Origin of the sequence: Streptomyces sp. NPDC050388, assembly GCF_040655635.1 — a bacterium.
Lineage (GTDB): Bacteria > Actinomycetota > Actinomycetes > Streptomycetales > Streptomycetaceae > Streptomyces.
In genome coordinates, this window is sequence record NZ_JBFAKH010000049.1 from 1 (window position 1) to 25,244 (window position 25,244).

Below are 25,244 nucleotides of genomic sequence, written 5' to 3' on the forward strand. Positions count from 1 at the left end.
GGTTACATTCCGAACCCGGAAGCTAAGCCCCAGAGCGCCGATGGTACTGCAGGGGGGACCCTGTGGGAGAGTAGGACGCCGCCGAACAAATTGTGACAGGGTTGGACTCCGAACTTCGGTTCGGGGTCCAACCCTTTTTTGTTCTGCGTCACTTGAAGTTCACGTTGCGCCACGAGCATCCATCCCATGGGTACTGCTGCACTGCTCAGGGCCGCCGGTGTCGGAGTCGGTGACGAGGTGGTCGTGTCCGCCTTCGGGAACGTGGAAGTCGCCGAGGCTGTCGCCCTTGCAGGCGCGTTGCCGGTGTTCGCCGAGATAGATCCGGTGACCTACTGCCTCGCGCCGGCTGCTGTGGAAGCCGCCATAACTCCGCGGACAGCAGCCGTTGTTGCCGTCCACCGCTTCGGCAGGCAGGCCGACATCGCCCGGTTGCACATCCTCGGGCAGCGGCACGGCCTGCTGATACTGGAGCGTGGGGAGTTCGAGGGGCCGTACGACGAGATCGCTCGGCGCAGGGCGCGGGCGGCCTATCTCGACGTGAAACTGCGGGGTGTTCGAACGCCCGACGGTGGCGACGGGCACACCTACCAGCAGTACGTCGTGCGAGTGCCCGGGAACGGTCGCCCGGACCGGGACGCTTTTGCACGGGCCGTACGGGCCAAGGGGGTTGACTGCAGGGTGCCGGTGAAGACGCCCGTGCACCGGCTGCCCGGATTCCGACGGTGCGTTTCCCTGCCCGAGACCGAGCGGGCTGCCGACGAGACGCTGGCCCTGCCCGTGGACGCCTCGCTGACCAAGCGGGACATGCAGCGTGTCGCGTCGGCCTGCAACGCGCTGGGCGGGCTGCTTCAGCCGGCTCTCTGAACCGTGGTTGGGAGCACAGGGCTGGTCAGGGTATGATCTATTCCGTTGCCAACGCGGGAAACCGCAGAGCGGCAACAGGCCCCTATAGCTCAGTCGGCAGAGCGTCTCCATGGTAAGGAGAAGGTCAACGGTTCGATTCCGTTTGGGGGCTCCGACAGAAAGGCCCCGCCCTCCCGGGCGGGGCCTTTCTCATGCCCTGGCTCTCAGTCCTGGTGGAGGCCCGGGACGCGCATGGCGAGGATCGCCATGTCGTCGGAGGGGGCGTCGGAGGCGAAGCGTTCCACGGCGCGCATGATGCGGGCGGCGACCGCGCCCGCAGTGAGGCCCGTGCAGGTCGTCAGGACCTCGGCGAGGCCGTCGTCGCCCAGCATGTTCAGGCCCTCACGGCGCTCGGTGACACCGTCGGTGACGCACAGCAGGACGTCGCCCGGGTCGAGGACGACCGTCTGCTCGTACAGGTCCAGGTCCTCGAGGACACCGAGGAGGGGTTGCGGTTCGGCGGCGGGTTCCACGGTGCCGTCCTGGCGCAGGCGCAGCGGGAGGGGGTGGCCCGCGCACACCACCTTCAACTCCGCGCTGCCGTCCTCCTGCGGGCGCAGCTCGCCGTACAGGAGGGTGAGGAAGCGGCTGCGGGCGCCCTCGTCGAGGATGGCGGAGTTCAGGCGCTCGAGGACCGCCGGGCCGCTGAGGCCCTCGCGGGCCAGCAGCCGGAGCGCGTGCCGGGCCAGCCCGGTGACGGCCGCGGCGTTCGGGCCCGTACCGCAGACGTCGCCGATGGCGAAGCCGTAGGCGCCGTCGCTGATCGGGAACAGGTCGTAGAAGTCGCCGCCGACCTCATTGCCTTCGCCGGCCGCGCGGTAGATGACCTCGACCTCGACGCCGTCGATCACGGGGAGTTCCGGCGGCAGGAGGCTGCGCTGGAGGGACTGGCTGATGGCCGTGCGCTCGGAGTAGAGACGGGCGTTGTCCAGGGCCAGGGCGGCCCTGCGGGAGAGGTCCTCGGCGAGTTCCAGGATCTCCTGCCGGAAGTGTTCGTCGGTCGGTTTGCCGAGCGTCAGCATGCCGATGACGCGGTTGCGGGCGACCAGGGGGAGGACCACCGTCTCGCCGCCCACCGCGGAGGCCGTCGTGAGGGTGGGGCCGATGCCGGAGGTGACCTGGTTGCTCGGGCCGCCGCTCAGGCCGAGGCTGCGCATGGAGGTGCGCAGGGCCGCCTGGTGGGCCACCTCGCCGGGCGCCGACCATACGCGGGCGCCGGGGGTGGGGACCGGGTCGGGCGGGGCCATCTTCGAGAGCAGGGACTTGATGCCGTCGATGAGTTCCTCGTCCTCGTGCAGGACGTAGGAGAGATACGGCTCGGAGGCCTGGTCGGCGATCGTGTAGACGGCGCACCAGGTGGCCAGGGTGGGGACGGTCATCTGGGCCATGAGCGCCAGGGTCTGGTCGCGGTCCAGGGTGCCGGCCAACAGGTCGGAGGCCTCGACGAGGAAGCTCAGTGAGCCGCGGCGCAGTCGTTCCAGCTCGCCCAGGCGGGCCGACTCGACGGCCAGGGCGATGCGGTCGGCGGCGAACTGGAGGCGCAGCGCCTCCTCATTGGAGTATCTGCCGGCTCCCTCCGCGGCGACGCCGAGAGAGCCGGTGAGACGGCCCTCGACCTTGAGCGGGACGGTGACGACCGAGCGCATGCCGGTGCCGTTGAGGAGGGGGACCGCGCCGGGCAGGGCGGTGAGGTCGTCGTGGACGGACGGCATCCGGGCGGAGCCGTAGCGGCCGGAGCCGGCCTCCACCGGGACGCGGGCGAAGCGCTGTCGGGCGGAGGGCAGACCGGTGGAGGCGCGTACCTCGAGTTCGGTCTCGTCGTCGGTGGCGAGCAGGAGGAAGGCGGAGTCGCCGTCGAGCATGTCGCGGGCGCGTTCCACCGTGCGCTGGAGGAGGCTGTCGAGGTCGTCGGGGGCGGGCGAGCCGATGAACACCTCGAAGGGGTCGGTGCTCTGGTTCTCGGAGGCGTCGGAGGCGGTGACTCGCAATGGGGTCTGCAGGACGGCCCGTTCGTGGTCCCTGACGAGGAGGCACACGGTGGACGGGTCACCGTCCGCGTCGCGGACGCGCAGGTGGGAGGCGTAGACGGGGGTCACTCGGCCGTGGGCGTCCCTTATGCCGTAGCTGCCTTCCCAGCGGGAGAGTTGGAGCGCCTCCGCGATGCCGGTGCCGGTGCCGGGAGTGTGCGGCCAGGCCGCGAGATCGGTGAGCGGCTTGCCGGTGACCTGGTCGGCTCTGTATCCGAAGAGTTCTTCCGCGTCTTCGTTCCAGGAGGAGATGGCGCCGATCCGGTCGATCTGCACGACGGCGACGCGGACCCGGGTGTCGGCGATGGGCAGGAGGTCGGACGGCAGTGCCGGACCGGCCGCGCGGGTGCCCACCGGACGCTCGGGCATGTCGAGTTGGAACCAGACGGTCTTGTAGGTGGGGCTGTACTCCACGCCCCAGCGGTCGGCCAGGGCCGCGCAGAGCTGGAGGCCGCGTCCGCCCTCGCGGTCGGGGCTGCCCATGGTGGCGGCCGAGCCCTGGAGCGGCACTTCGCGTTCCGGATACCGGTCGGCCACCTCGATCCGTACGCCGTCGTCACTGCGCAGGCACAGGAGGTCGGCGGAGGTGCCGGCGTGGACCACGGCGTTGGTGACGAGCTCACTGGTGAGGACCACGGCGTCGTCGATGATGTCGGCGAACCCCCACCCCTGGAGGGTGTCGCGGACGAAGGCGCGGGCACTCGCGACCGAGCGCCCGACGGGCTCGAAGCTGGCGGCCGCGCGCGCGGTGATCACAGAACTCCTCGACAGGTTCTCTGCGGGCATGGTTCCACGGCCGACCGGTTCGTCCCGCTGGTGCGGCAGGCCGTTCGTCGGCCGTGGGTCCGGGGGCTGGTCCCCCGGGATCAGTCCGGTGGTCATGTGTGCGGCCGCCCTCCGATGCCCGCTCGACTCCGTGCCGGCCATCGCCCGGGCCGGACGGACCGGCGTGGCTGGACAGCCGCATGCAAGGTTACTTACCTTCGCGGTCCGAGCGGATGCCGGTCTGCGGTGTTTCCGTCCGGAGGCGTCCGACGCTCGGAAGCTGTGCGGACGATGTGCGAAGCTGCCGAACTGTTATGGCCTGGTTCGGTGGGGGTGAAACACTGGGCAGGCTTGTTGTTGCGAAGGTCCGGACAGGCGGGGTGTCTTCCGTGCCGGGCAGGTATCGCGGCAGTACAGGAACATGCACGAGTAAGCAGAGTAAACAGTAGGAACAGCTTTCGCGGGTACGCCGTGCGGCGGTGCCCGAGCACGAGCAGTAACGGTCGACCCCTGCGGGAGGGACACAGTGGAGTCTGGCGCAGCGACGCGGGGCACGAACACGCGCGCGAAGGGCGGACGGTCCCTGAGTGGGCAGGGCAGGGCGCGGGGCGGGACCACCGAGGTGGACTCGGCGGCCCTGAACCGTTTGATGGTGGCCCTGGTGGCGATGCGGGACGGCAACTTCCGCAAGCGGCTCACGGTGTCCGGTGACGGCCCGATGTCGGAGATCGCCGCGGTCTTCAACGAGGTGGCCGACCGCAATCTTCATCTGACGGGTGAACTGGCGCGGGTGCGGCGCATGGTGGGGCGTGAGGGGAAGCTCACCGAGCGCCTGGAGACGGGGCCCTGTGAGGGCTCCTGGTCGACCGCGATCGACAACTCGAACGCGCTGGTGGACGATCTGGCACGGCCCGTTTCCGAGGTCAGCCGGGTGCTGTCGGCGGTGGCCGAGGGTGATCTGTCGCCGCGGATGGAGTTGCGGACGCAGGTCACCGACGGGTCGGGTCAGCCGCTGCGCGGAGAGTTCCTGAAGGTCGGCCGTACCGTCAACAACCTGGTCGACCAACTGTCGAGCTTCACCGACGAGGTCACCCGCGTGGCCAGCGAGGTCGGTACCGAGGGCAAGCTGGGCGGTCAGGCCCGGGTGCGCGGCATGTCCGGTTCGTGGAAGGACCTCACGGACTCGGTCAACACCATGGCGGAGCGGCTGACGGCGCAGGTGCGCGACATCGCGCTGGTGACGACGGCGGTCGCCCGTGGCGACCTGTCACGCAAGGTCACCGTGCATGTCGAAGGCGAGATGCTGGAGCTGAAGAACACCGTCAACACGATGGTCGACCAGCTCTCGGCGTTCTCCTCCGAGGTGACGCGCGTCGCGCGCGAGGTGGGCACCGAGGGGGCGCTGGGCGGACAGGCGCAGGTGCCCGGGGTGGACGGCGTGTGGAAGGAACTCACCGATTCGGTGAACACCATGGCCGGGAACCTGACGGCCCAGGTGCGCGGGATCGCGGAGGTGACGACCGCCGTCGCCAACGGCGACCTGTCACGGAAGGTGACCGTACCGGCGCGCGGCGAGGTCGCTCAGCTGGCCGAGACGATCAACCAGATGACCGAGACGCTGCGGATCTTCGCGGACGAGGTGACCCGGGTCGCCAACGAGGTCGGGGCCGAGGGGCAGCTGGGCGGTCAGGCGAACGTGCCGGGCGCCGCCGGTATCTGGAAGGACCTGACGGACTCCGTCAACACCGTGTTCCGGAACCTGACCACCCAGGTGAGGGACATCGCCGCCGTGACGACGGCGGTGGCCAACGGTGACCTGTCGCAGAAGGTCACCGTGGACGTGGCCGGCGAGATGCTGGAGCTGAAGAACACCGTCAACACGATGGTGGACCAGCTGTCCTCCTTCGGCGCCGAGGTCACGCGGGTGGCGCGCGAGGTCGGTGTCGAGGGTGAGCTGGGCGGGCAGGCGCAGGTGCCGGGGGCGGCGGGGACCTGGAAGGACCTGACGGACTCCGTCAACACCGCGTTCCGCAACCTCACCGGTCAGGTGAGGAACATCGCCCAGGTGACGACGGCGGTGGCCAACGGTGACCTGTCGCAGAAGGTCACCGTCGATGTCTCCGGTGAGATGCTCCAGCTGAAGAACACCGTCAACACGATGGTGGACCAGTTGTCGAGCTTCGCCGACCAGGTCACACGCATGGCCCGGGACGTGGGCACGGAGGGCCGCCTGGGCGGTCAGGCCCGCGTGGACGGCGTGTCGGGCACCTGGAAGGAACTCACCGACTCCGTCAACTCGATGGCGTCCAATCTGACCGGTCAGGTGCGCAACATCGCCCAGGTCACCACGGCGGTGGCCCGGGGTGACCTGTCGCAGAAGATCACCGTGGACGCGCGCGGCGAGATCCTGGAGCTGAAGAACACCGTCAACACGATGGTGGACCAGTTGTCGAGCTTCGCCGACCAGGTCACACGCGTGGCCCGCGAGGTGGGCACCGAGGGCCGGCTCGGGGGCCAGGCGCAGGTGCCCGGTGTCGCCGGGGTGTGGCGCGACCTCACCGACTCCGTGAACGGCATGGCCGGCAATCTCACCGCGCAGGTGAGGAACATCGCCCAGGTGGCGACGGCGGTGGCCCGGGGTGACCTGTCGCAGAAGATCACCGTGGACGCGCGCGGCGAGATCCTGGAGCTGAAGAACACCCTGAACACGATGGTGGACCAGCTGTCGAGCTTCGCCGAGGAGGTCACGCGGGTGGCCCGGGAGGTGGGTACCGAGGGCCAGCTCGGCGGTCAGGCCGAGGTGCAGGGCGTCTCCGGCACCTGGAAGGACCTCACCCAGTCGGTGAACGGCATGGCGAACAACCTGACCCTCCAGGTGCGCAACATCGCCGAGGTCACCACGGCGGTGGCCCAGGGCGATCTGTCGAAGAAGATCACCGTCGATGCCAAGGGCGAGATCCTCGCGCTCGTCACCACCGTCAACACGATGGTGGACCAGCTGTCGTCGTTCGCCGAGCAGGTGACCAGGGTGGCGCGTGAGGTGGGCACCGAGGGCATCCTCGGCGGCCAGGCCCACGTACCCGGGGTCACGGGCATCTGGAAGGACCTGAGCGACAACGTCAACCTGATGGCCAAGAACCTCACCACCCAGGTGCGGAACATCTCCGAGGTCTCCGCCGCGGTCGCCAACGGTGACCTGACGCGGCAGGTCACCATCGAGGCGCGCGGTGAGCTGGCGCAGCTCGCCGACACCATCAACATCATGGTGCGGACGCTGAGTTCGTTCGCCGAGCAGGTCACCAAGGTGGCCCGCGAGGTGGGTACGGACGGCATCCTCGGCGGTCAGGCGCACGTGCCGGGTGTGGCCGGTACGTGGAAGGACCTCACCGAGTCCGTGAACCGGATGGCGTCCAATCTGACCGGTCAGGTGCGCAACATCGCCATGGTGACCACGGCCATCGCCAAGGGCGACCTGACGAAGAAGATCGACATCGACGCGCGGGGCGAGATCCTGGAGCTGAAGACCACCATCAACACGATGGTGGACCAGCTGTCGAGCTTCGCCGAGGAGGTCACGCGGGTGGCCCGGGAGGTGGGCACCGAGGGCCAGCTCGGCGGTCAGGCACGCGTGCGGGACGTCGACGGGACCTGGCGGGACCTGACCGAATCCGTGAACGAGATGGCCGGGAACCTGACCCGGCAGGTGCGGGCCATCGCGCGCGTGGCGACGGCGGTGACCCGCGGCGACCTGAACCTGAAGATCGACGTGGACGCGTCCGGGGAGATCCAGGAACTCCAGGACTACATCAACAAGATGATCGCCAACCTGCGCGACACCACGATCGCCAACAAGGAGCAGGACTGGCTGAAGGGCAATCTGGCCCGCATCTCCGCGCTGATGCAGGGCCGCCGGGACCTGGAGGACGTGGCCTCGCTGATCATGAGCGAGCTGACGCCCGTGGTCTCCGCGCAGCACGGCGCGTTCTTCCTCTCGATGCCGCTGGTCGACGGGGAGGACGCGAGCGTCGCCGAGAACGACCAGTACGAGCTGCGCATGCTCGGTTCGTACGGCTACTCGCCGGGCTCCATGCCGACGTCGTTCCGGCCCGGTGAGGGGCTCATCGGGACGGCCGCCATGGAGAAGCGCACGATTCTGGTGGAGAACGCGCCCACTGGCTACCTGAAGATCTCCTCGGGGCTCGGGGAGGCACCGCCGGCCCAGGTGATCGTGCTTCCGGTGCTGTTCGAGGGGACCGTGCTGGGCGTCATCGAACTGGCCTCCTTCACTCCGTTCACGCACATCCAGAAGGACTTCCTGAACCAGATCGCCGAGATGATCGCGACGAGCGTCAACACCATCTCGGTGAACACCAAGACGGAGCTGCTGCTGGCTCAGTCACAGGAGCTGACCGAGCAACTCCGTGAACGTTCGGTCGAGTTGGAGCAGCGGCAGAAAGCGCTGCAGGCGTCCAACGCCGAACTGGAGGAGAAGGCCGAGCTGCTGGCGCGGCAGAACCGCGACATCGAGGTGAAGAACACCGAGATCGAGGAGGCACGGCAGGTCCTGGAGGAGCGCGCCGAGCAACTCGCGGTCTCCATGCGCTACAAGAGCGAGTTCCTGGCCAACATGTCGCACGAGCTGCGGACGCCGCTCAACTCCTTGCTGATCCTGGCCAAGCTGCTCGCCGACAACGCCGAGGGGAACCTCTCCCCGAAGCAGGTCGAGTTCGCCGAGACCATCCACGGTGCGGGCTCCGACCTGCTGCAGCTGATCAACGACATCCTCGACCTGTCGAAGGTCGAGGCGGGCAAGATGGACGTCTCCCCGACGCGTATCGCGCTCGTCCAGCTCGTGGACTACGTGGAGGCCACCTTCCGGCCGCTGACCGCGGAGAAGGGCCTGGACCTGTCGGTCAGGGTCTCCCCGGAGCTGCCGGCCACGCTGCACACCGACGAGCAGCGGCTGCTCCAGGTGCTGCGCAACCTGCTGTCGAACGCGGTGAAGTTCACCGACTCCGGGTCGGTCGAGCTGGTCATCCGGCCGGCTCGGGACGACGTTCCGCAGGCCATCCGGGAGCAGTTGCTGGAGGCCGGTTCGCTGACCGACCCGGACGCCGACCTGATCGCGTTCTCGGTGTCCGACACGGGTATCGGGATCGCCGGCAGCAAGATGCGGGTGATCTTCGAGGCGTTCAAACAGGCGGACGGCACGACCAGCCGCAAGTACGGCGGCACGGGGCTCGGGCTGTCCATCTCGAGGGAGATCGCGCAGCTGCTCGGCGGTGAGATCCACGCGCAGAGCGAGCCGGGCCGCGGTTCGACGTTCACGCTGTATCTCCCGCTGTATCCGAGCGAGTTGCCCCCGCACGGTTACCAGCAGTCCATGCCGTCGTTGGAGAGCGGCGGTCCGGCGGAGTCGGCGGCGTCCGCCGGCCCCGCGGTCGTGACACCGGCCGAGGTGACGTCGTACCGGGAGATCCAGAACGGTCCGGCCTCGCTGTTCCGGCGGCGCCGCAGGCCACTGCCCCAGCTGGAGCGGGGGCCCGCACCGCAGGCTCCCGAACAGGGGTCCGGCACGGAGCAGGAGCAGGAACCGGTGGCCCGGTCGCACCGCGGTATCCGGTTCGGCGGACAGAAGGTGCTCATCGTCGACGACGACATCCGTAACGTGTTCGCGCTGACCAGCGTCCTGGAGCAGCACGGCCTCTCCGTGCTGTACGCGGAGAACGGCCGCGAGGGCATCGAGGTGCTGGAGCAGCACGACGACGTGGCGGTCGTCCTGATGGACATCATGATGCCCGAGATGGACGGTTATGCGACGACGACGGCGATTCGTCGGATGCCGCAGTTCGCGGGGCTCCCCATCATCGCGCTCACCGCGAAGGCGATGAAGGGCGACCGTGAGAAGGCGATCGAGTCGGGAGCCTCCGACTACGTGACGAAGCCCGTCGACCCCGATCACCTGCTGTTGGTGATGCAGGAATGGATGAGGGGACTGAGGGGGCTGAGGGGGTCTGGGGGGATCTGAGGGGGTGTGAGGGCCTGAGGGCGGCACCACGGGAGAGGGGGCGCGTGGGCGGCGCCCTCTCGGCGTGCGATGGTGGTGGGAGACTTCGCCGCGCACGGAGAATCGTTGTCGTGGTGTGTGCGAAGTTGTGTAGAAGCACGTGATCCGGGGAACCTTCTGGTCTCCTGCCGCGTTTCCACCACGTGCACAGTGACATCACGGTGACAGGGTGTGGCGACAGGCGGGGTGCGGCTACGATGACCGGCACGAGGACGGGCGGCGCAAGGGAGCCGTCCCCTGGGGCGGCACCCGCCGGTGCCCATCCAGGTCCTGCGGACAGGGGAGGCCCCAAGCCGGGGCGAGGAGGGCGGGCCATGGTGCAGAAGGCCAAGATCCTCCTGGTCGATGACCGGCCGGAGAATCTGCTGGCGCTGGAGGCGATCCTCTCGGCGCTCGATCAGACGCTGGTACGGGCATCGTCCGGGGAGGAAGCGCTCAAGGCGCTGCTCACGGATGATTTCGCGGTCATCCTGCTGGATGTCCAGATGCCGGGCATGGACGGCTTCGAGACCGCGGCCCACATCAAGCGGCGGGAGCGGACCCGGGACATCCCGATCATCTTCCTCACCGCGATCAACCACGGCCCGCACCACACCTTCCGCGGCTACGCGGCAGGTGCGGTCGACTACATCTCCAAGCCGTTCGACCCGTGGGTGCTGCGCGCGAAGGTCTCGGTGTTCGTCGACCTGTACATGAAGAACTGTCAGCTGAGGGAGCAGGCGGGGCTGCTGCGGCTCCAGTTGGAGGGCGACGAGAAGGAGGCCGGGGAGCAGAAGGAGCCCGTCGGCCTGCTCGCCGAGCTCTCCGCGCGGCTTGCGGCTGTCGAGGAACAGGCCGAGGCCCTGACCAAGCAGCTCAACGACGAATCGACCGACGCGGCCGCGGTGGCCACGGCGGCCCACCTGGAGCGCAAGCTCACGGGGTTGCGGCGCGCGTTGGACGCGCTGGAGCCGGGTACGGGCCCCGCGTCGCCGATGCCGTCGCAGAACTGACCCGCAGGGTACGGCTCTTGCCGCTCACCCGGCACGGTCCCGGGATGAGGTGGCGTCAGTTCGGCGCCCCCGTCGAAGCGACACGAACGGGTGAAGCATCTGGCACGCGTGTCCACAGGCGCCTCCACCGGTAACCTCACCCCCATGGCCTCACGTCCCTCCGCCGCCAAGAAGCCACCCGCGAAGAAGGCGGCTGCTTCCGCGAAGGCTCCGGCGAAGAAGGCCGCTGCCAAGAAGCCTCCCGCGAAGAAGGCCACGGCGAGGAAAGCCACTGCGGCCAAGAAGGCCGCGGCGAGGAAACCCGTGCCCAAGCCGGCTCCCAGCCCGACGGGCGGCGTCTACCGCCTGGTGCGCGCCCTGTGGCTCGGCCTGGCGCACGCCGTCGGGGCGGTCTTCCGCGGCATGGGGCAGGGCGCCAGGAACCTCGACCCCGCCCACCGCAAGGACGGCCTCGCGCTGCTGCTGCTCGGCATCGGACTCGTCGTCGCCGCGGGCACCTGGGCCGACCTCGAGGGGCCCGTGGGCGACCTCGTGGAGATCCTGGTCACCGGTGCCTTCGGCCGGCTCGACCTGCTGGTGCCGATCCTGGTCGGGGGCGTCGCCGTGCGCTTCATCCGGCACCCGGAGAAGCCGGAGGCCAACGGCCGCATCGTCATCGGTCTGTCGGCCCTCCTCATCGGGGTGCTCGGCCAGATCCACATCGCCTGCGGCTCGCCCGCCCGCAGCGACGGCATGCACGCGATACGGGACGCCGGCGGACTCATCGGCTGGGGCGTGTCCACGCCACTGTCGTACACCGTGACCGATGTGCTCGCCGTGCCCCTGCTGGTGCTGCTCACCGTCTTCGGTCTGCTGGTCGTCACGGCCACCCCGGTCAACGCCGTCCCGCAGCGGCTGCGGCTGCTCGGTACCAAGCTGGGGCTCGTCCACGACCGGACGCCGGAGGAGTACGGCGAGTACGGCGATGACGACGAGCGCTACGAGGAGCAGTGGCGCGAGGCGTTGCCCGCGAGCCGCCGCGGCCGCGGACGGGCGCCCCAGGAGTACGACCCCGACATCCCCGACATCGCGGAGCAGGAAGCGCTCTCCCGGCGACGCTCCCGCCCGCGCCGGTCCGCGGTGCCGCAGCCCGACACGAACCGGCCGATGGACGCCGTGGACGTGGCCGCCGCTGCCGCCGCCGCGCTCGACGGTGCCGTGCTGCACGGGATGCCGCCCTCGCCGATCGTCGCCGACCTCACCCAGGGCGTACGCGTGGGGGACCGCGAGCCGACCACGCCGACACCGGTCCCGTCCGCACGTCCCCGGCAGGAGAAGCCGAGGGAGGGCGAGCCGAAGCAGGAGAGGCCCGAGGCGGGCATCCTGGACATGACGAAGGCGCCGCCCGCCGAACCACGAGACCTGCCCGCCCGCGCGGAGCAGCTCCGGCTCTCCGGTGACATCACCTACTCGCTGCCCTCGCTCGACCTGCTCACCCGCGGCGGTCCGGGCAAGGCGCGCAGCGCGGCCAACGACGCCATAGTCGAAGCCCTGCGGAAGGTCTTCACCGAGTTCAAGGTGGACGCCGCCGTCACCGGCTTCACCCGCGGTCCGACGGTCACCCGCTATGTGGTGGAGCTCGGACCGGCCGTCAAGGTCGAACGGGTGACCGCGCTGACGAAGAACATCGCGTACGCCGTCGCCAGCCCCGACGTGCGCATCATCAGCCCCATTCCCGGCAAGTCCGCCGTCGGCATCGAGATCCCCAACACCGACCGGGAGATGGTCAACCTCGGTGACGTGCTGCGCCTCGCGGAGTCCGCCGAGGACGACGACCCGATGCTGGTCGCCTTCGGCAAGGACGTCGAGGGCGGCTACGTGATGGACTCGCTGGCGAAGATGCCGCACATGCTGGTCGCCGGTGCCACCGGCTCCGGCAAGTCGTCCTGCATCAACTGCCTGATCACCTCGGTCATGATGCGGGCGACCCCGGAGGACGTCCGGATGATCCTGGTCGACCCCAAGCGCGTGGAACTCACCGCCTACGAGGGCATCCCGCACCTGATCACACCGATCATCACCAACCCCAAGCGGGCCGCCGAGGCCCTCCAGTGGGTCGTACGTGAGATGGATCTGCGTTACGACGACCTCGCCGCCTACGGCTACCGGCACATCGACGACTTCAACCGCGCGGTGCGCGAGGGCAAGGCCAAACCGCCCGAGGGCAGCGAGCGGGAGCTCCAGCCGTACCCCTACCTGCTGGTGATCGTCGACGAACTGGCCGACCTGATGATGGTCGCCCCGCGCGACGTCGAGGACGCCATCGTGCGGATCACGCAGCTCGCGCGGGCGGCCGGCATCCACCTGGTGCTCGCCACACAGCGGCCGTCGGTCGATGTCGTCACCGGCCTGATCAAGGCGAACGTGCCCTCCCGGCTGGCCTTCGCCACCTCCTCGCTGGCCGACTCGCGGGTCATCCTCGACCAGCCCGGCGCCGAGAAGCTGATCGGCAAGGGCGACGGGCTGTTCCTGCCGATGGGCGCGAACAAACCCACGCGCATGCAGGGCGCGTTCGTGACCGAGGAGGAGGTCTCGGCCGTCGTCCAGCACTGCAAGGACCAGATGGCGCCCGTCTTCCGTGAGGACGTCGTCGTCGGGGCCAAGCAGAAGAAGGAGATCGACGAGGACATCGGCGACGACCTCGACCTGCTGTGCCAGGCGGCCGAACTGGTCGTCTCCACCCAGTTCGGGTCGACCTCCATGCTCCAGCGCAAGCTGCGCGTGGGCTTCGCGAAGGCCGGTCGGCTCATGGACCTCATGGAGTCCCGGAACATCGTCGGACCGAGCGAGGGTTCGAAGGCGCGTGACGTTCTTGTGAAGGCCGATGAGCTGGATGGCGTGCTCGCGCTGATCCGGGGGGAGTCTGAAGGGTAGGAGGGACGCGGCCGTTGCTCCGCCGCAGCCGGACGGCGGATCGTGACCCACCCGTAAGGGCTCACCGCGCAACCGTTTCCCTTCGGCGTACGTCAACGTGAGGGAAGTGCCAAACCGCAGGTTCGCCATCGGTGTCTCGGGCCATTCCGATGGCCTACAAAGTCCTACCGCCCGGTTGCCCCATCCTTTTGTCGTCCCCCTAGACTGAACCTCCAGCACAGGTGGCTACACGCTCGAAAGGCGCCCCCGTGTCCATCGGCAACTCTCCTGAAGACGAGCGTCCGTTCGAAGACGTATCCGAGGAAGCCCGCCCCTCCGTCGGCCGTGCGCTGCAGCAGGCGCGCATCGCCGCCGGCCTCACCGTCGACGACGTCACCACCGCCACCCGGGTCCGTATCACCATCGTGCGTGCCATCGAGGCGGACGACTTCGAGCCCTGCGGCGGTGACGTCTACGCGCGCGGGCACATCCGGAGCCTGGCCAGGGCCGTGCAGCTCGACCCTGCCCCGCTGATCGCCCAGTACGAGGCCGAGCACGGAGGCCGCCCGGCTCCCACCCCGGCCGCCCCCCTGTTCGAGGCGGAACGCATCCGCCCGGAGCGGCGCGGACCCAACTGGACCGCGGCCATGGTCGCCGCGATCGTCGTCGTGGTCGGCTTCGTCGGGTTCACCCTGGTCAAGGGCGGCGACGAAGGCGGCAAGAAGAACGTCGCCGACAGCGCCACCCCCAGCACGTCCGCATCGCCCACCCCCGAGTCCAAGAAGCCCGCAGACCCCGAGCCGGAACCCTCGGACAGCGCCATCGCGGCCGCGCCGCAGGACAAGGTGACCGTCATGGTGAGCGCCCCCGACGGGCGCAGCTGGATCTCCGCCAAGGACCACAGCGGCCGGCTGCTCTTCGACGGGCTGCTCAAACAGGGCGACTCCAAGACCTTCCAGGACAGCACGAAGATCAACCTGGTACTCGGTGACGCCGGCGCGATCGACCTCTTCGTCAACGGCAAGAAGATCGAGGACGACTGGCAGCCGGGGGCCGTGGAGCGCCTCACGTACACGAAGGGCGACCCGCAGGCCGGGTAGCCGGAGGCGGACGACGCTTCGCCGACGGGGCCGGCCGGGATCGGCCAGCCCCGTCGGTCAACCCCGTCGACATGGGGGGTCAGCGGGACGAAGTAGTCTTGAGCCCATGCCTGAACGCCGCACCGTCGCACTCGTCACCCTTGGCTGCGCCCGTAACGAGGTGGACTCGGAGGAGCTCGCAGGCCGTTTGGAGGCGGACGGCTGGCAGCTCGTGGAGGACGCCGGGGAAGCGGACGTCGCCGTCGTGAACACCTGCGGCTTCGTCGAAGCCGCCAAGAAGGACTCCGTCGACGCCCTCCTGGAGGCCAACGACCTCAAGGGCCACGGAAGAACGCAGGCCGTGGTGGCGGTGGGCTGCATGGCCGAGCGGTACGGCAAGGAACTGGCCGAGGCGCTCCCCGAGGCCGACGGCGTGCTCGGCTTCGACGACTACACCGACATCTCGGACCGCCTCCAGACCATCCTGAACGGCGGCATCCACGCCTCCCACACCCCCCGCGACCGACGCAAGCTGCTGCCGATCAGCCCCGCCGAGCGCCAGGAGTCCGCCCCGTCCGTCGCCCTTCCGGGGCACGGCCCGGTGGACCTCCCCGACGGCGTCGCCCCGGCCTCCGGACCCCGCGCGCCCCTGCGGCGCCGACTGGACGGCACCCCGGTCGCCTCGGTGAAGCTCGCCTCCGGCTGCGACCGGCGCTGCTCCTTCTGCGCCATCCCGTCCTTCCGCGGTTCCTTCATCTCGCGCCGCCCGAGCGATGTGCTGAACGAGACGCGGTGGCTGGCCGAGCAGGGCGTGAAGGAGATCATGCTGGTCTCCGAGAACAACACCTCCTACGGCAAGGACCTCGGCGACATCCGCCTCCTGGAGTCCCTGCTGCCCGAACTCGCCGAGGTCGACGGCATCGAGAGGGTCCGCGTCAGCTACCTCCAGCCCGCCGAGATGCGCCCCGGCCTGATCGACGTACTGACCTCCACGCCCGGAGTCGTCCCCTACTTCGACCTGTCCTTCCAGCACTCCGCGCCCGACGTGCTGCGGGCGATGCGCCGCTTCGGCGACACCGACCGCTTCCTGGAGCTCCTCGACACCATCCGGAGCAAGGCACCGCAGGCCGGTGTGCGCTCCAACTTCATCGTCGGCTTCCCCGGCGAGACCGAGGCCGACCTCGCCGAACTCGAGCGGTTCCTGAACCACGCCCGGCTGGACGCCATCGGTGTCTTCGGCTACTCCGACGAGGAGGGCACCGAAGCGGCGACGTACGAGCACAAGCTGGACGAGGACATCGTCGCCGAGCGGCTGGCGCATGTCTCCCGGATGGCCGAGGAACTCGTCTCGCAGCGTGCCGAGGAGCGGGTCGGCGAGACCGTGCACGTGCTGGTGGAGTCCGTCGACGACGAGGAGGGCGTGTACGGGCGTGCGGCGCACCAGGCCCCCGAGACGGACGGTCAGGTGCTGCTCACGAACGGCACCGGTCTGCGTCCGGGCCGTATGGTCGAGGCGAAGGTCGTCGGCACGGAAGGTGTCGACCTGGTGGCCGAGCCGCTCTTCCAGGGTTCGCCCGCGTTGAGTCAGGAGGCTGGCAGATGACGGGTGTCCCGGCATCCGCGGCGGGAGGCCCCTCCGGCGCGAGGAGGGCGTCGGCGGGGCCGGCGGGCCGCCCGAGGGCCGGTGGGACCGCGGGCGGTGACGCCTCCCGGTCCTCGGTTTCCGGCGGCATGACCGACCGCGTCCCAGGCGGGAACGGCAATGGCCAGGGCAACGACGACCGTGACCGTGACGGGCAGTCGGCGCGGGGCGGGAAGATCACGGCGGCGGCCGTGAACCAGGCCAGCGTCTGGAACGTCGCCAACCTGCTCACCATGCTCCGGCTGGTGCTCGTACCGGCCTTCGTCGCCCTCATGCTCGCCGACGGCGGATACGACCCGGCCTGGCGCGCGTTCGCGTGGGCGGCCTTCGCCGTCGCCATGATCACCGACCTGTTCGACGGTCATCTGGCACGCACCTACGACCTCGTCACCGACTTCGGCAAGATCGCCGACCCCATCGCCGACAAGGCGATCATGGGAGCGGCGCTGATCTGCCTCTCCGCGCTGGGTGACCTCCCCTGGTGGGTCACCGGAGTCATCCTCGGCCGGGAACTCGGCGTCACCCTGCTGCGTTTTCTGGTCATTCGCCACGGCGTGATCCCGGCAAGTCGCGGGGGCAAGCTCAAGACCCTCACCCAGGGCGTGGCCGTCGGCATGTACGTGCTGGCGCTGACCGGGTGGTTGGCCACCCTGCGGTTCTGGGTGATGGCGGCGGCCGTCGTGCTCACCGTCGTGACCGGACTCGACTATGTGAGGCAGGCCATGGTGCTGCGCAGGAAGGGAATCATCGAGCGCGAAGCGGCGTTGAAAGAGCCGGAAGCTTGAGTTCCCCGGCTGCCGAAGCAGTGCGACTACTCACCGTCAAGGGTGAGACGCTGGCCGTCGCCGAGTCGCTCACCGGCGGTCTGGTCGCGGCGGAGATCACCTCCGTGCCCGGAGCGTCGAAGGTCTTCCGCGGCTCGGTGACGGCTTACGCCACCGAGCTGAAGCACGGACTGCTCGGCGTCGACGCCACCCTGCTGGCGCAGCGCGGAGCGGTGGATCCGCAGGTGGCGGCCGAGATGGCGGTCGGCGTCCGCAAGGCGCTGGGCACCGACTGGGGCATCGCGACCACAGGTGTCGCCGGCCCGGACCCCCAGGACGGGCAACCCGTCGGGACGGTCTATGTGGCGGTGTGCGGGCCGTCGGTGACGGATTCCGTCTTTGCCGGTGGCGGAAAAGTGGAGCATCTGCGATTGAACGGCGACCGGGCGGAAATTCGTATGGAGAGTGTACGGAGCGTACTCGCACTGCTTCTCGGGGAGCTTGCGGGCCAACAGACCGGGAATGAGCGGGCACAGGATACGGAACGGAACGGGGGGTTTTGATGTTTGCAGCCCAGAGAGAACACGACATCGCTCCCCGCACGGCCGCAGCGCAAGGCGGTACGGTGGGGCGAGAAGGATCCGGATACACGGCCCGAGGAGGGAGCCACCGATGATTCTGCTCCGTCGCCTGCTGGGTGACGTGCTGCGTCGGCAGCGCCAGCGCCAGGGCCGTACTCTGCGCGAAGTCTCCTCGTCCGCCCGAGTCTCACTCGGCTATCTCTCCGAGGTGGAGCGGGGGCAGAAGGAGGCTTCCTCCGAGCTGCTCTCCGCGATCTGCGACGCGCTGGACGTACGGATGTCCGAGCTCATGCGGGAAGTGAGCGACGAGCTCGCCCTCGCCGAGCTGGCCCGGTCGGCTGCGGCGACCCCCAACGAGCCCGTGCCCGCGTCGGTCCGTCCGATGCTGGGTTCCGTCTCGGTGACCGGCGTGCCACCGGAACGGGTGACCATCAAGGCGCCCGCCGAGGCGGTCGACGTCGTCGCCGCCTGAGCGGTGTGAAGGTGTGAGAGGCCCCGGCCGGGGTCCTTCCGGAAGATCCGGAGGGGCGCCGCCGGGGTTTTCGCTTGCCCACGGCTTCCCGGTGCGTGCGTTTGCCGGTCCGGTGCGTGGCGGCGATGGTTGAGGGAATGAGGGAGAAATCCACACGCGGTGACCAGCCTTGGAGGCGCGGATGTACGTCGTGAAGAGCCCGTTGTCCGACGAGAACCTGAAAACCGTGTCCGAGGCGCTCCAGGGGGCCCTCGTCGACTTGGTGGACCTCGCTCTGGTGGCGAAGCAGATCCACTGGAACGTCGTCGGGCAGCGTTTCCGTTCCGTGCACCTGCAGCTCGACGAGGTGGTGACCCTCGCGCGGACGCACTCCGACACCGTGGCGGAGCGTGCCGCGGCGCTGGGCGTCTCACCCGACGGGCGCGCCGCGACGGTGGCCGTCGGCAGCGGCATCGGGGTGACGCCCGAGGGCTGGGTCGACGACACGGCCGCGGTGGGCGCCATGGTGGACGCACTGGGCGCGGTGATCGAGCGGATGCGCGAGCGGGTCGGTGCGACCGCCGAGCCGGACCCGGTGAGCCAGGACATCCTCATCTCGGCGACGGCGGATCTCGAGAAGCAGCACTGGATGTTCCAGGCCGAGAACGGGTGACGTGGCCCCGGGCTCTGTGCTGAGCGGCGGGGTGGGTGTGCGGCCCACGGGGCACACGTGGCGTACGCGGCCTGGGGCGGCATCGGCGCGGCGGCAGGCGCGGGGCGTGGTGCGCCCGTGTGCCGGCGGTGCGCCCTGGCTGCCCGGATGAGTGCCCCTATAGCGTCCGGCTGGAGGTGCCGGAGGTGGGGGCCATGAGGGTGCGGGCAGTCCGCCGGGGTGCGGCGCTGGGGCTCGGGATGCTGTGGTGGTGGGCCGTGGCGCGGCTGTTGCTCGTGCCCGACGCGGGAGCGCTGGAGGCGGCGGTCGCGGTCGGGGGATGGGGGCTGAGCGTGCTTCCGGTGCACTGCATGCCGAAGGCGCGGGCGGAAGGAGCCCTGGCGGCCGGGCGCTGGCGTCGGGCTTGGCACCAGGGCGCGGCCGCACCCGGGACAGGCACACCGGCCGACACCACATCCACGGTCACCACGGCGTCGCCGCGCCCCCGTCCGGACGGGGAGACCGGCCGGTGGTGAAGGCCGCTCCGGGGGCCGGGCCCGGCTGGCAGGCGGGGCACCAGTAGGTGGGGCGCTCGCGGGAACCGTCGCCCTGGTCGGCCCGGCGGACCGGGGTCCGGCAGCGCAGACAGGGGCGGTCCGCGCGGCCGTAGACGAACAGGTCCCGGCCGCGGCGGCCGGTGGTGTTGCGGATCGGGCGGTCGCGGTTGTGCACCAGCAGCTTCCTGGCGAGCTCGGGCAGCTTCGCGGCGCGTTCGCCGGACAGTTCGCCGACGGGGAGCCAGGGCGTGACACCGAGCAGGAAACAGAGCTCGCTCTTGTACACGTTGCCGACCCCGGCGAGGTTGCGCTGGTCCAGCAGGGCTTCGCCGAGCGGACGGGCCGGGTCCTGGAGAAGGTTCGCCAGCGCCAGGCCGGGGTCCCAGTCCGGGCCCAGGAGGTCGGGGCCGAGGTGGCCGACCACGCGGTTCTCGTCGGTGGTGCGCAGGAGTTCGAGGACGGGCAGACGGTAGCCGACGGCGGTGCGGTCGGCGTTGCCCAGGATCGCGCGGATCTGGTGGGCGGGGCCGCCGCTCCAGCGCTGCCCGTGCGCGTACACCCGCCAGGAGCCGTCCATCCGCAGGTGCGAGTGCAGGGTCAGACCGCCCTCGACACGGGTGAGCAGGTGTTTGCCGCGCGGGGTGACGTTCAGGACGGCGCGGCCGGTGAGGTCGGCCGTGGCGAACCTGGGCACCCTCAGGTCGCTGCGGGTCAGCACCGTGCCGGCGAGGGCGCCGTGCAGCTGCCGCGCGGCCTGCCAGACGGTGTCTCCTTCGGGCATGGGGCAAGGGTCGCACGCCTCGCGCGGCGGGCGGGGGGCCGCTGGTCAGGGGCGCAGGCGCAGGCCTCGGGGGGTCGCGACGAAGCCCGCGGCCTCCAGAAGCGCCCCGAGCGGGGACGTCAGGGCGAAAGCGCCGTTGAGGCGCTCCACCGTGACCGTGCCGAGGGAGCCCCCGCGCGCGGCCGCCGCGAGTGCTTCTGCCGCGGCCGGGAGGCGGGGGTCGTCGGCGGGCTCCCCGTCCGGGTCCGCGGGCCAGGCCAGTACCGTCTTGCCGCCGCGCTCCACGTAGAGCGTCAACTCACCGTCGACGAGCACCACCAGCGAGCCCGCCTTGCGGCCGGGCTTGTGCCCGGCGCCCGTCGGGGGCTCGGGCCAGCTCAGCGCGGCACCGTACGCGTTCGCGGGATCGGCGGCAGCCAGGACGACGGCCCGCAGGGCGAGGTCCGGGCCGGTGCGGCGGCCCGCGAAGGGGTCGTACGAGGGACGCCCCCCGTACTGCCGGGGACCGGGAGCGAGGTCGCGGGAGCCGTCGGCGGGCGGGGTCAAGCCATGGAGGGCGAAGGGGGCGGAGTCGCCGTCGAGGAGACCGGAGCCGCTCCCGTCCGGGTCCGGGCCGGGGAGGGCCTCCCCCCGCTCGCGGGCGTTGGCCGCCGCGCGGAGGCGGTCCACCGCGCCGTCCATGGCGAACTGGGCGGCCCCCAGCCCTTCGACCACATAACCGCGCCGGGCCTGCCCGGTCTCCTCGAAGGCGGACAGGACGCGGTAGACCGCGGAGAAACCTCCCTCGACGCCCTCCGCCGAGACGGCGCCCCGAGTCACCACGCCGTGCCGGTCGAGCAGGGTGCGGGCCAGTGCGTGGGCACGGACCGTGGGGTCGGCCTCCCGGTCCGGGAGCAGCGACCAGCGTCCGGCGACGGTCGGGGGGCCGGTGCGGGAGATACCGCGGGCGGCTGCCGTGAGCGAGCCGTAGCGGCCGCGTGGCACCGGGCGCTTCGCGCGGTGGGCGGTCGAGCCCGCGGTACGGCCCGAGCCCAGCAGGGAGCGCATGGGGGCGAGGGTGTCGTTGGTCAGCCGGCCGGACCAGACCAGGTCCCAGAGGGCGTCGGCCAGCTGGGGCTCGGTGGCCTCGGGGTGGGTGGTGGCGCGGACCTGGTCGGCGATCTGGCGGAAGAACAGGCCGTAGCCGCCGGCGAGGGCGTCCAGCACCGACTGGTGCAGGGCGGTCGTCTCCAGGGGCTGTGCGGGCGGCAGGAGCAGCGGGGCCGCGTCCGCGAGGTACAGGGAGACCCAGCCGTCCTTTCCCGGGAGGGAACCGGCACCGGCCCACACCACCTCTCCGGCGGCCGTGAGTTCGTCCAGCATCGCGGGGGAGTAGTGCGCGACCCGGGAAGGCAGGACCAGCTTCTCCAGGGAGGACGCGGGCACGGACGCACCCTGCAACTGCTCGACGGCGCGCACCAGCCCGTCGACGCCGCGCAGCGTGTGTCCCCTGCCGATGTGCTGCCACTGGGGGAGGAACTGGGCGAGCGCGGTCGGCGGCACCGGTTCCAGCTCATGCCGCAGGGCGGCCAGGGAACGGCGGCGCAGCCTGCGCAGCACGGTCGCGTCGCACCACTCCTGGCCGATCCCGGCCGGGTGGAACTCGCCCTGGACGATCCTGCCCGCTGCCGAGAGCCGCTGCAGGGCGCCTTCGGTGACCGCCACGCCCAGCCCGAAGCGGGCCGCGGCGGCGGCCGACGTGAACGGGCCGTGGGTCCGGGCGTACCGTGCGAGGAGGTTGCCCAGCGGGTCCTTGACCGGCTCGGTGAACGCCTCCGGCACGCCGACCGGCAGCGCCGTGCCCAGCGCGTCGCGCAGGCGCCCGGCGTCCTCGACCGCCGCCCAGTGCTCGGTGCCGGCGACGCGGACCCGGATCGCGCGGCGGGCCGAGGCCAGCTCCTCCGCCCACCCCGGCTCGGCACCCCGCTCCGCCAGCTCGGCCCCGGTGAGTGGTCCGAGTACGCGCAGCAGGTCGGCCACGCCCTCCACGTCCTTGACCCGCCGGTCCTCGGTGAGCCACTGCAGTTCGCGCTCCAGCTCGGCCAGCACCTCGGCGTCGAGCAGCTCGCGCAGCTCCGCTTGGCCGAGCAGCTCGGCCAGCAGCCGCGAGTCCAGCGACAGGGCCGCCGCACGGCGCTCGGCGAGCGGGGAGTCGCCCTCGTACAGGAACTGGGCGACGTATCCGAACAGGAGCGAGCGGGCGAAGGGGGACGGCTCGGGGGTGGTGACCTCGACGAGCCGCACCTTGCGGGACTCCAGATCGCCCATCAGCTCGGCCAGCCCGGGAACGTCGAAGACGTCCTGGAGACATTCGCGGACGGCCTCCAGGACGATCGGGAACGAGCCGAACTCGCCCGCCACCTGGAGCAGCTGGGAGGCACGCTGCCGCTGCTGCCACAGCGGGGTGCGCTTGCCGGGGTTGCGGCGCGGAAGCAGCAGCGCACGGGCGGCGCACTCGCGGAAGCGGGACGCGAACAGCGCCGAGCCGCCCACCTGGTCGGTGACGACCTGGTCGACCTCCCCCCTGTCGAAGACGACGTCCGCCGCATCCAGCGGCGCCCGGTCCGCGTCGTACTCGGTGCCCGTCCGCACCGGCTCCTGGTCGAGCAGGTCCAGACCCATCAGGTCGGCGTCCGGCAGGCGCAGCACGATGCCGTCGTCGGCGTGCATCACCTGGGCGTCCATGCCGTACCGCTCGGAGAGGCGGGCACCGAGCGCGAGCGCCCACGGGGCGTGCACCTGGGCCCCGAACGGGGAGTGCACCACGACCCGCCAGTCGCCGAGCTCGTCACGGAAACGCTCCACGACGATCGTGCGGTCGTCCGGGACGTGGCCGCAGGCCTGGCGCTGTTCGTCGAGGTAGGACAGCACGTTGTCGGCGGCCCAGGCGTCCAGCCCGGCGGCGAGGAGCCGCAGGCGCGCCTCCTGCGGAGACAGTGAGCCGACCTCCCGCAGGAACGCGCCCACCGCGCGGCCCAGCTCCAGCGGGCGGCCCAGCTGGTCCCCCTTCCAGAACGGGAGCCGCCCCGGCACGCCCGGGGCCGGAGAGACCAGCACACGGTCGCGCGTGATGTCCTCGATGCGCCAGGAGGTGGTGCCGAGCGTGAAGACGTCGCCGATCCGGGACTCGTAGACCATCTCCTCGTCGAGTTCGCCGACCCGTCCGCCGCCCTTCTTGGGGTCGGCGCCCGCGAGGAACACCCCGAACAGGCCCCGGTCGGGGATCGTGCCCCCGGAGGTGACGGCGAGGCGCTGCGCCCCCGGGCGGCCGGTGATCTCGCCCGTGACCCGGTCCCACACCACGCGCGGGCGCAGCTCCGCGAACGCGTCGGACGGATAACGGCCGGCGAGCATGTCCAGCACGCCCGTGAAGGCCGACTCGGGCAGTGAGGCGAAAGGGGCCGCCCGGCGCACCATGGCCAGCAGATCGTCGAACTGCCAGGTGTCCATGGCCGTCATCGCGACGATCTGCTGCGCCAGGACGTCCAGCGGGTTCGCGGGAACCCGCAACGACTCGATGGCGCCGGTCCGCATCCGCTCGGTGACCACGGCGGCCTGGACGAGGTCGCCCCGGTACTTCGGGAACACCACGCCCGTGGAGACCGCCCCCACCTGGTGGCCCGCGCGGCCGACGCGCTGGAGCCCCGAGGCCACCGACGGCGGCGACTCGACCTGGACCACCAGGTCGACCGCGCCCATGTCGATCCCCAGCTCCAGGCTGGAGGTGGCCACCACCGCGGGCAGCCGGCCCGCCTTGAGGTCCTCTTCGACCAGGGCCCGTTGCTCCTTGGACACCGAGCCGTGATGCGCGCGGGCGATGACGGCGGGCGCGCCCTGGGCGGCCCCGGAGCCGCCCATGAGCTCGGCCGGGGCGTGCTGCTCGCCCAGCGGCTCCCCGGTGGCCCGCTCGTAGGCGATCTCGTTGAGCCGGTTGCACAGGCGCTCCGCGAGACGGCGGGAGTTCGCGAACACGATCGTCGAACGGTGGGACTGGACCAGGTCGGCGATCCGCTCCTCGACGTGCGGCCAGATCGACGGGCGTTCCGCCCCCTCCGATCCGTCGGCCGCCGGGGAGCCTCCCAGCTCACCCAGGTCCTCGACCGGGACCACGACGGAGAGGTCGAACTCCTTGCCGGCCTCGGGCTGGACGATCTCCACCTTGCCGCGCGGGGACAGGAAACGGGCGATCTCGTCGACCGGGCGGACCGTCGCCGACAGGCCGATGCGGCGGGCCGGCCTGGGCAGCAGTTCGTCCAGTCGCTCCAGGGAGAGCCCGAGGTGCGCCCCGCGTTTGGTGCCGGCGACCGCGTGCACCTCGTCCAGGATCACCGTCTCCACGCCCGTCAGCGCGTCCCGCGCGGCCGACGTCAACATCAGGAACAGGGACTCCGGAGTGGTGATGAGGATGTCCGGCGGGCGGGTGGACAGGGCCCGGCGCTCGGCGGGCGGAGTGTCGCCGGAGCGGATCCCGACCTTGATCTCGGGCTCGGGCAGCCCCAGGCGCACGGCCTCCTGGCGGATGCCGGTCAGCGGACTGCGGAGATTGCGCTCGACGTCGACGGCCAGGGCCTTCAGCGGGGAGACGTACAGGACGCGGCAGCGCTTCCGGTGGTCCGCGGGCGGGGGTGTGGCGGCCAGCTGGTCCAAGGCCGCGAGGAACGCGGCCAGCGTCTTGCCGGAGCCTGTGGGGGCGACGACCAGCACGTCCGACCCCTCGTGGATGGCCCGCCAGGCACCCACCTGGGCCGCGGTGGGCGCGGAGAACGCCCCCGTGAACCAGCCGCGGGTCGCGGCGGAGAAGCCGTCCAGGGCTCGGTGCGGAGTGCTGACCATGCGTCCATCCTGCACCCGGGCACTGACAACGGGCCTGAGCAGGCCGGACGTGGGCGTCCGGTGCTCGGCCTCGGTGCGCAGGGGCCGGGCGGGCCCCTGCGGGTCCGGCCAGGGGCGGGTGACAATGGCCGTGTGACTCCGCTCCCCCTCCCGAAGGAAGGGGGCTTCCAACCCGAGGGTTGCGGTCCAGCCCGAACCGATTCCTTGCGGGACACCAGA

14 protein-coding genes, 1 tRNA gene and 1 rRNA gene are annotated in these 25,244 nt (G+C 70.8%); 13 read left to right on the top strand and 3 right to left on the bottom strand.

The window, feature by feature from the left end; translation table 11 throughout:
• The 3 genes from rrf to AB0I73_RS25740 form a co-directional block, all read left to right on the top strand.
• Window positions 1-87: ribosomal RNA gene (rrf, locus tag AB0I73_RS25730) — 5S ribosomal RNA — on the top strand; the annotation flags it as partial.
• Window positions 88-201: 114 nt separating this feature from the next.
• Complete coding sequence (locus tag AB0I73_RS25735; protein WP_363041121.1) at window positions 202-864, top strand: DegT/DnrJ/EryC1/StrS family aminotransferase; 663 nt, start codon at window positions 202-204, stop codon at window positions 862-864.
• Window positions 865-942: 78 nt separating this feature from the next.
• Window positions 943-1,015, top strand: a tRNA-Thr gene (locus tag AB0I73_RS25740).
• A 52-nt stretch (window positions 1,016-1,067) separates the two neighbouring features.
• Here AB0I73_RS25740 and AB0I73_RS25745 read toward each other — a convergent pair.
• Window positions 1,068-3,812 carry a SpoIIE family protein phosphatase gene (locus AB0I73_RS25745; RefSeq protein WP_363041043.1) on the bottom strand — a complete coding sequence of 915 codons (2,745 nt, stop codon included), beginning with the start codon at window positions 3,810-3,812 and terminating at the stop codon, window positions 1,068-1,070.
• Window positions 3,813-4,221: 409 nt separating this feature from the next.
• On the opposite strand from AB0I73_RS25745, the gene AB0I73_RS25750 reads away from it, so the two are divergent.
• From AB0I73_RS25750 to AB0I73_RS25795, 10 genes are all read left to right on the top strand, one after another.
• Window positions 4,222-9,723: a HAMP domain-containing protein gene (locus AB0I73_RS25750; RefSeq protein ID WP_363041045.1), complete on the top strand. Its 5,502-nt coding sequence runs from the start codon at window positions 4,222-4,224 to the stop codon at window positions 9,721-9,723.
• Window positions 9,724-10,076: 353 nt separating this feature from the next.
• Entirely contained in the window at window positions 10,077-10,754 is a 678-nt protein-coding gene (locus tag AB0I73_RS25755; RefSeq protein WP_361461818.1) for a response regulator, read from the top strand.
• 144 nt (window positions 10,755-10,898) lie between these two features.
• A complete protein-coding gene (locus tag AB0I73_RS25760) occupies window positions 10,899-13,667 on the top strand; it encodes a DNA translocase FtsK (RefSeq protein ID WP_363041047.1) in 2,769 nt (922 codons plus the stop codon).
• A gap of 248 nt (window positions 13,668-13,915) precedes the next feature.
• On the top strand, window positions 13,916-14,746 hold the full coding sequence (locus AB0I73_RS25765) for a RodZ domain-containing protein (protein ID WP_363041049.1): 831 nt from the start codon (window positions 13,916-13,918) through the stop codon (window positions 14,744-14,746).
• 106 nt (window positions 14,747-14,852) lie between these two features.
• Window positions 14,853-16,328, top strand: coding sequence for a 30S ribosomal protein S12 methylthiotransferase RimO (rimO, locus tag AB0I73_RS25770; RefSeq protein ID WP_363041051.1), 1,476 nt, complete (start codon window positions 14,853-14,855; stop codon window positions 16,326-16,328).
• A complete protein-coding gene (pgsA, locus tag AB0I73_RS25775) occupies window positions 16,325-17,152 on the top strand; it encodes a CDP-diacylglycerol--glycerol-3-phosphate 3-phosphatidyltransferase (RefSeq protein ID WP_363041053.1) in 828 nt (275 codons plus the stop codon). Before rimO ends, pgsA begins: the two co-directional genes overlap by 4 nt.
• Window positions 17,149-17,694, top strand: coding sequence for a CinA family protein (locus tag AB0I73_RS25780; protein ID WP_363041055.1), 546 nt, complete (start codon window positions 17,149-17,151; stop codon window positions 17,692-17,694). Before pgsA ends, AB0I73_RS25780 begins: the two co-directional genes overlap by 4 nt.
• A 109-nt stretch (window positions 17,695-17,803) precedes the next feature.
• Window positions 17,804-18,184, top strand: a complete 381-nt coding sequence (locus AB0I73_RS25785) for a helix-turn-helix transcriptional regulator (protein WP_363041057.1) — start codon at window positions 17,804-17,806, stop codon at window positions 18,182-18,184.
• A gap of 181 nt (window positions 18,185-18,365) precedes the next feature.
• Entirely contained in the window at window positions 18,366-18,836 is a 471-nt protein-coding gene (locus AB0I73_RS25790) for a DNA starvation/stationary phase protection protein (protein WP_363041059.1), read from the top strand.
• A gap of 194 nt (window positions 18,837-19,030) precedes the next feature.
• A complete protein-coding gene (locus AB0I73_RS25795; RefSeq protein WP_363041060.1) occupies window positions 19,031-19,351 on the top strand; it encodes a hypothetical protein in 321 nt (106 codons plus the stop codon).
• Here AB0I73_RS25795 and AB0I73_RS25800 read toward each other — a convergent pair.
• Both AB0I73_RS25800 and AB0I73_RS25805 read right to left on the bottom strand, forming a co-directional pair.
• Complete coding sequence (locus tag AB0I73_RS25800) at window positions 19,299-20,153, bottom strand: DNA-formamidopyrimidine glycosylase family protein (RefSeq protein ID WP_363041062.1); 855 nt, start codon at window positions 20,151-20,153, stop codon at window positions 19,299-19,301. The genes AB0I73_RS25795 and AB0I73_RS25800 overlap by 53 nt on opposite strands.
• Window positions 20,154-20,198: 45 nt before the next feature.
• Window positions 20,199-25,025 carry an ATP-dependent helicase gene (locus tag AB0I73_RS25805; RefSeq protein WP_363041064.1) on the bottom strand — a complete coding sequence of 1,609 codons (4,827 nt, stop codon included), beginning with the start codon at window positions 25,023-25,025 and terminating at the stop codon, window positions 20,199-20,201.
• Window positions 25,026-25,244 lie beyond the last annotated feature (219 nt).

Excerpts from the sequence above, each read along its gene's own strand:
- AB0I73_RS25800 (WP_363041062.1), bottom strand. The coding sequence starts at position 20,153 with ATGCCCGAAGGAGACACCGTCTGGCAGGCCGCGCGGCAGCTGCACGGC.
- AB0I73_RS25760 (WP_363041047.1), top strand. The coding sequence starts at position 10,899 with ATGGCCTCACGTCCCTCCGCCGCCAAGAAGCCACCCGCGAAGAAGGCG.
- AB0I73_RS25795 (WP_363041060.1), top strand. The coding sequence starts at position 19,031 with ATGAGGGTGCGGGCAGTCCGCCGGGGTGCGGCGCTGGGGCTCGGGATG.
- AB0I73_RS25755 (WP_361461818.1), top strand. The coding sequence starts at position 10,077 with ATGGTGCAGAAGGCCAAGATCCTCCTGGTCGATGACCGGCCGGAGAAT.
- pgsA (WP_363041053.1), top strand. The coding sequence starts at position 16,325 with ATGACGGGTGTCCCGGCATCCGCGGCGGGAGGCCCCTCCGGCGCGAGG.
- AB0I73_RS25805 (WP_363041064.1), bottom strand. The coding sequence starts at position 25,025 with ATGGTCAGCACTCCGCACCGAGCCCTGGACGGCTTCTCCGCCGCGACC.
- AB0I73_RS25745 (WP_363041043.1), bottom strand. The coding sequence starts at position 3,812 with ATGACCACCGGACTGATCCCGGGGGACCAGCCCCCGGACCCACGGCCG.
- rimO (WP_363041051.1), top strand. The coding sequence starts at position 14,853 with ATGCCTGAACGCCGCACCGTCGCACTCGTCACCCTTGGCTGCGCCCGT.
- AB0I73_RS25790 (WP_363041059.1), top strand. The coding sequence starts at position 18,366 with ATGTACGTCGTGAAGAGCCCGTTGTCCGACGAGAACCTGAAAACCGTG.
- AB0I73_RS25785 (WP_363041057.1), top strand. The coding sequence starts at position 17,804 with ATGATTCTGCTCCGTCGCCTGCTGGGTGACGTGCTGCGTCGGCAGCGC.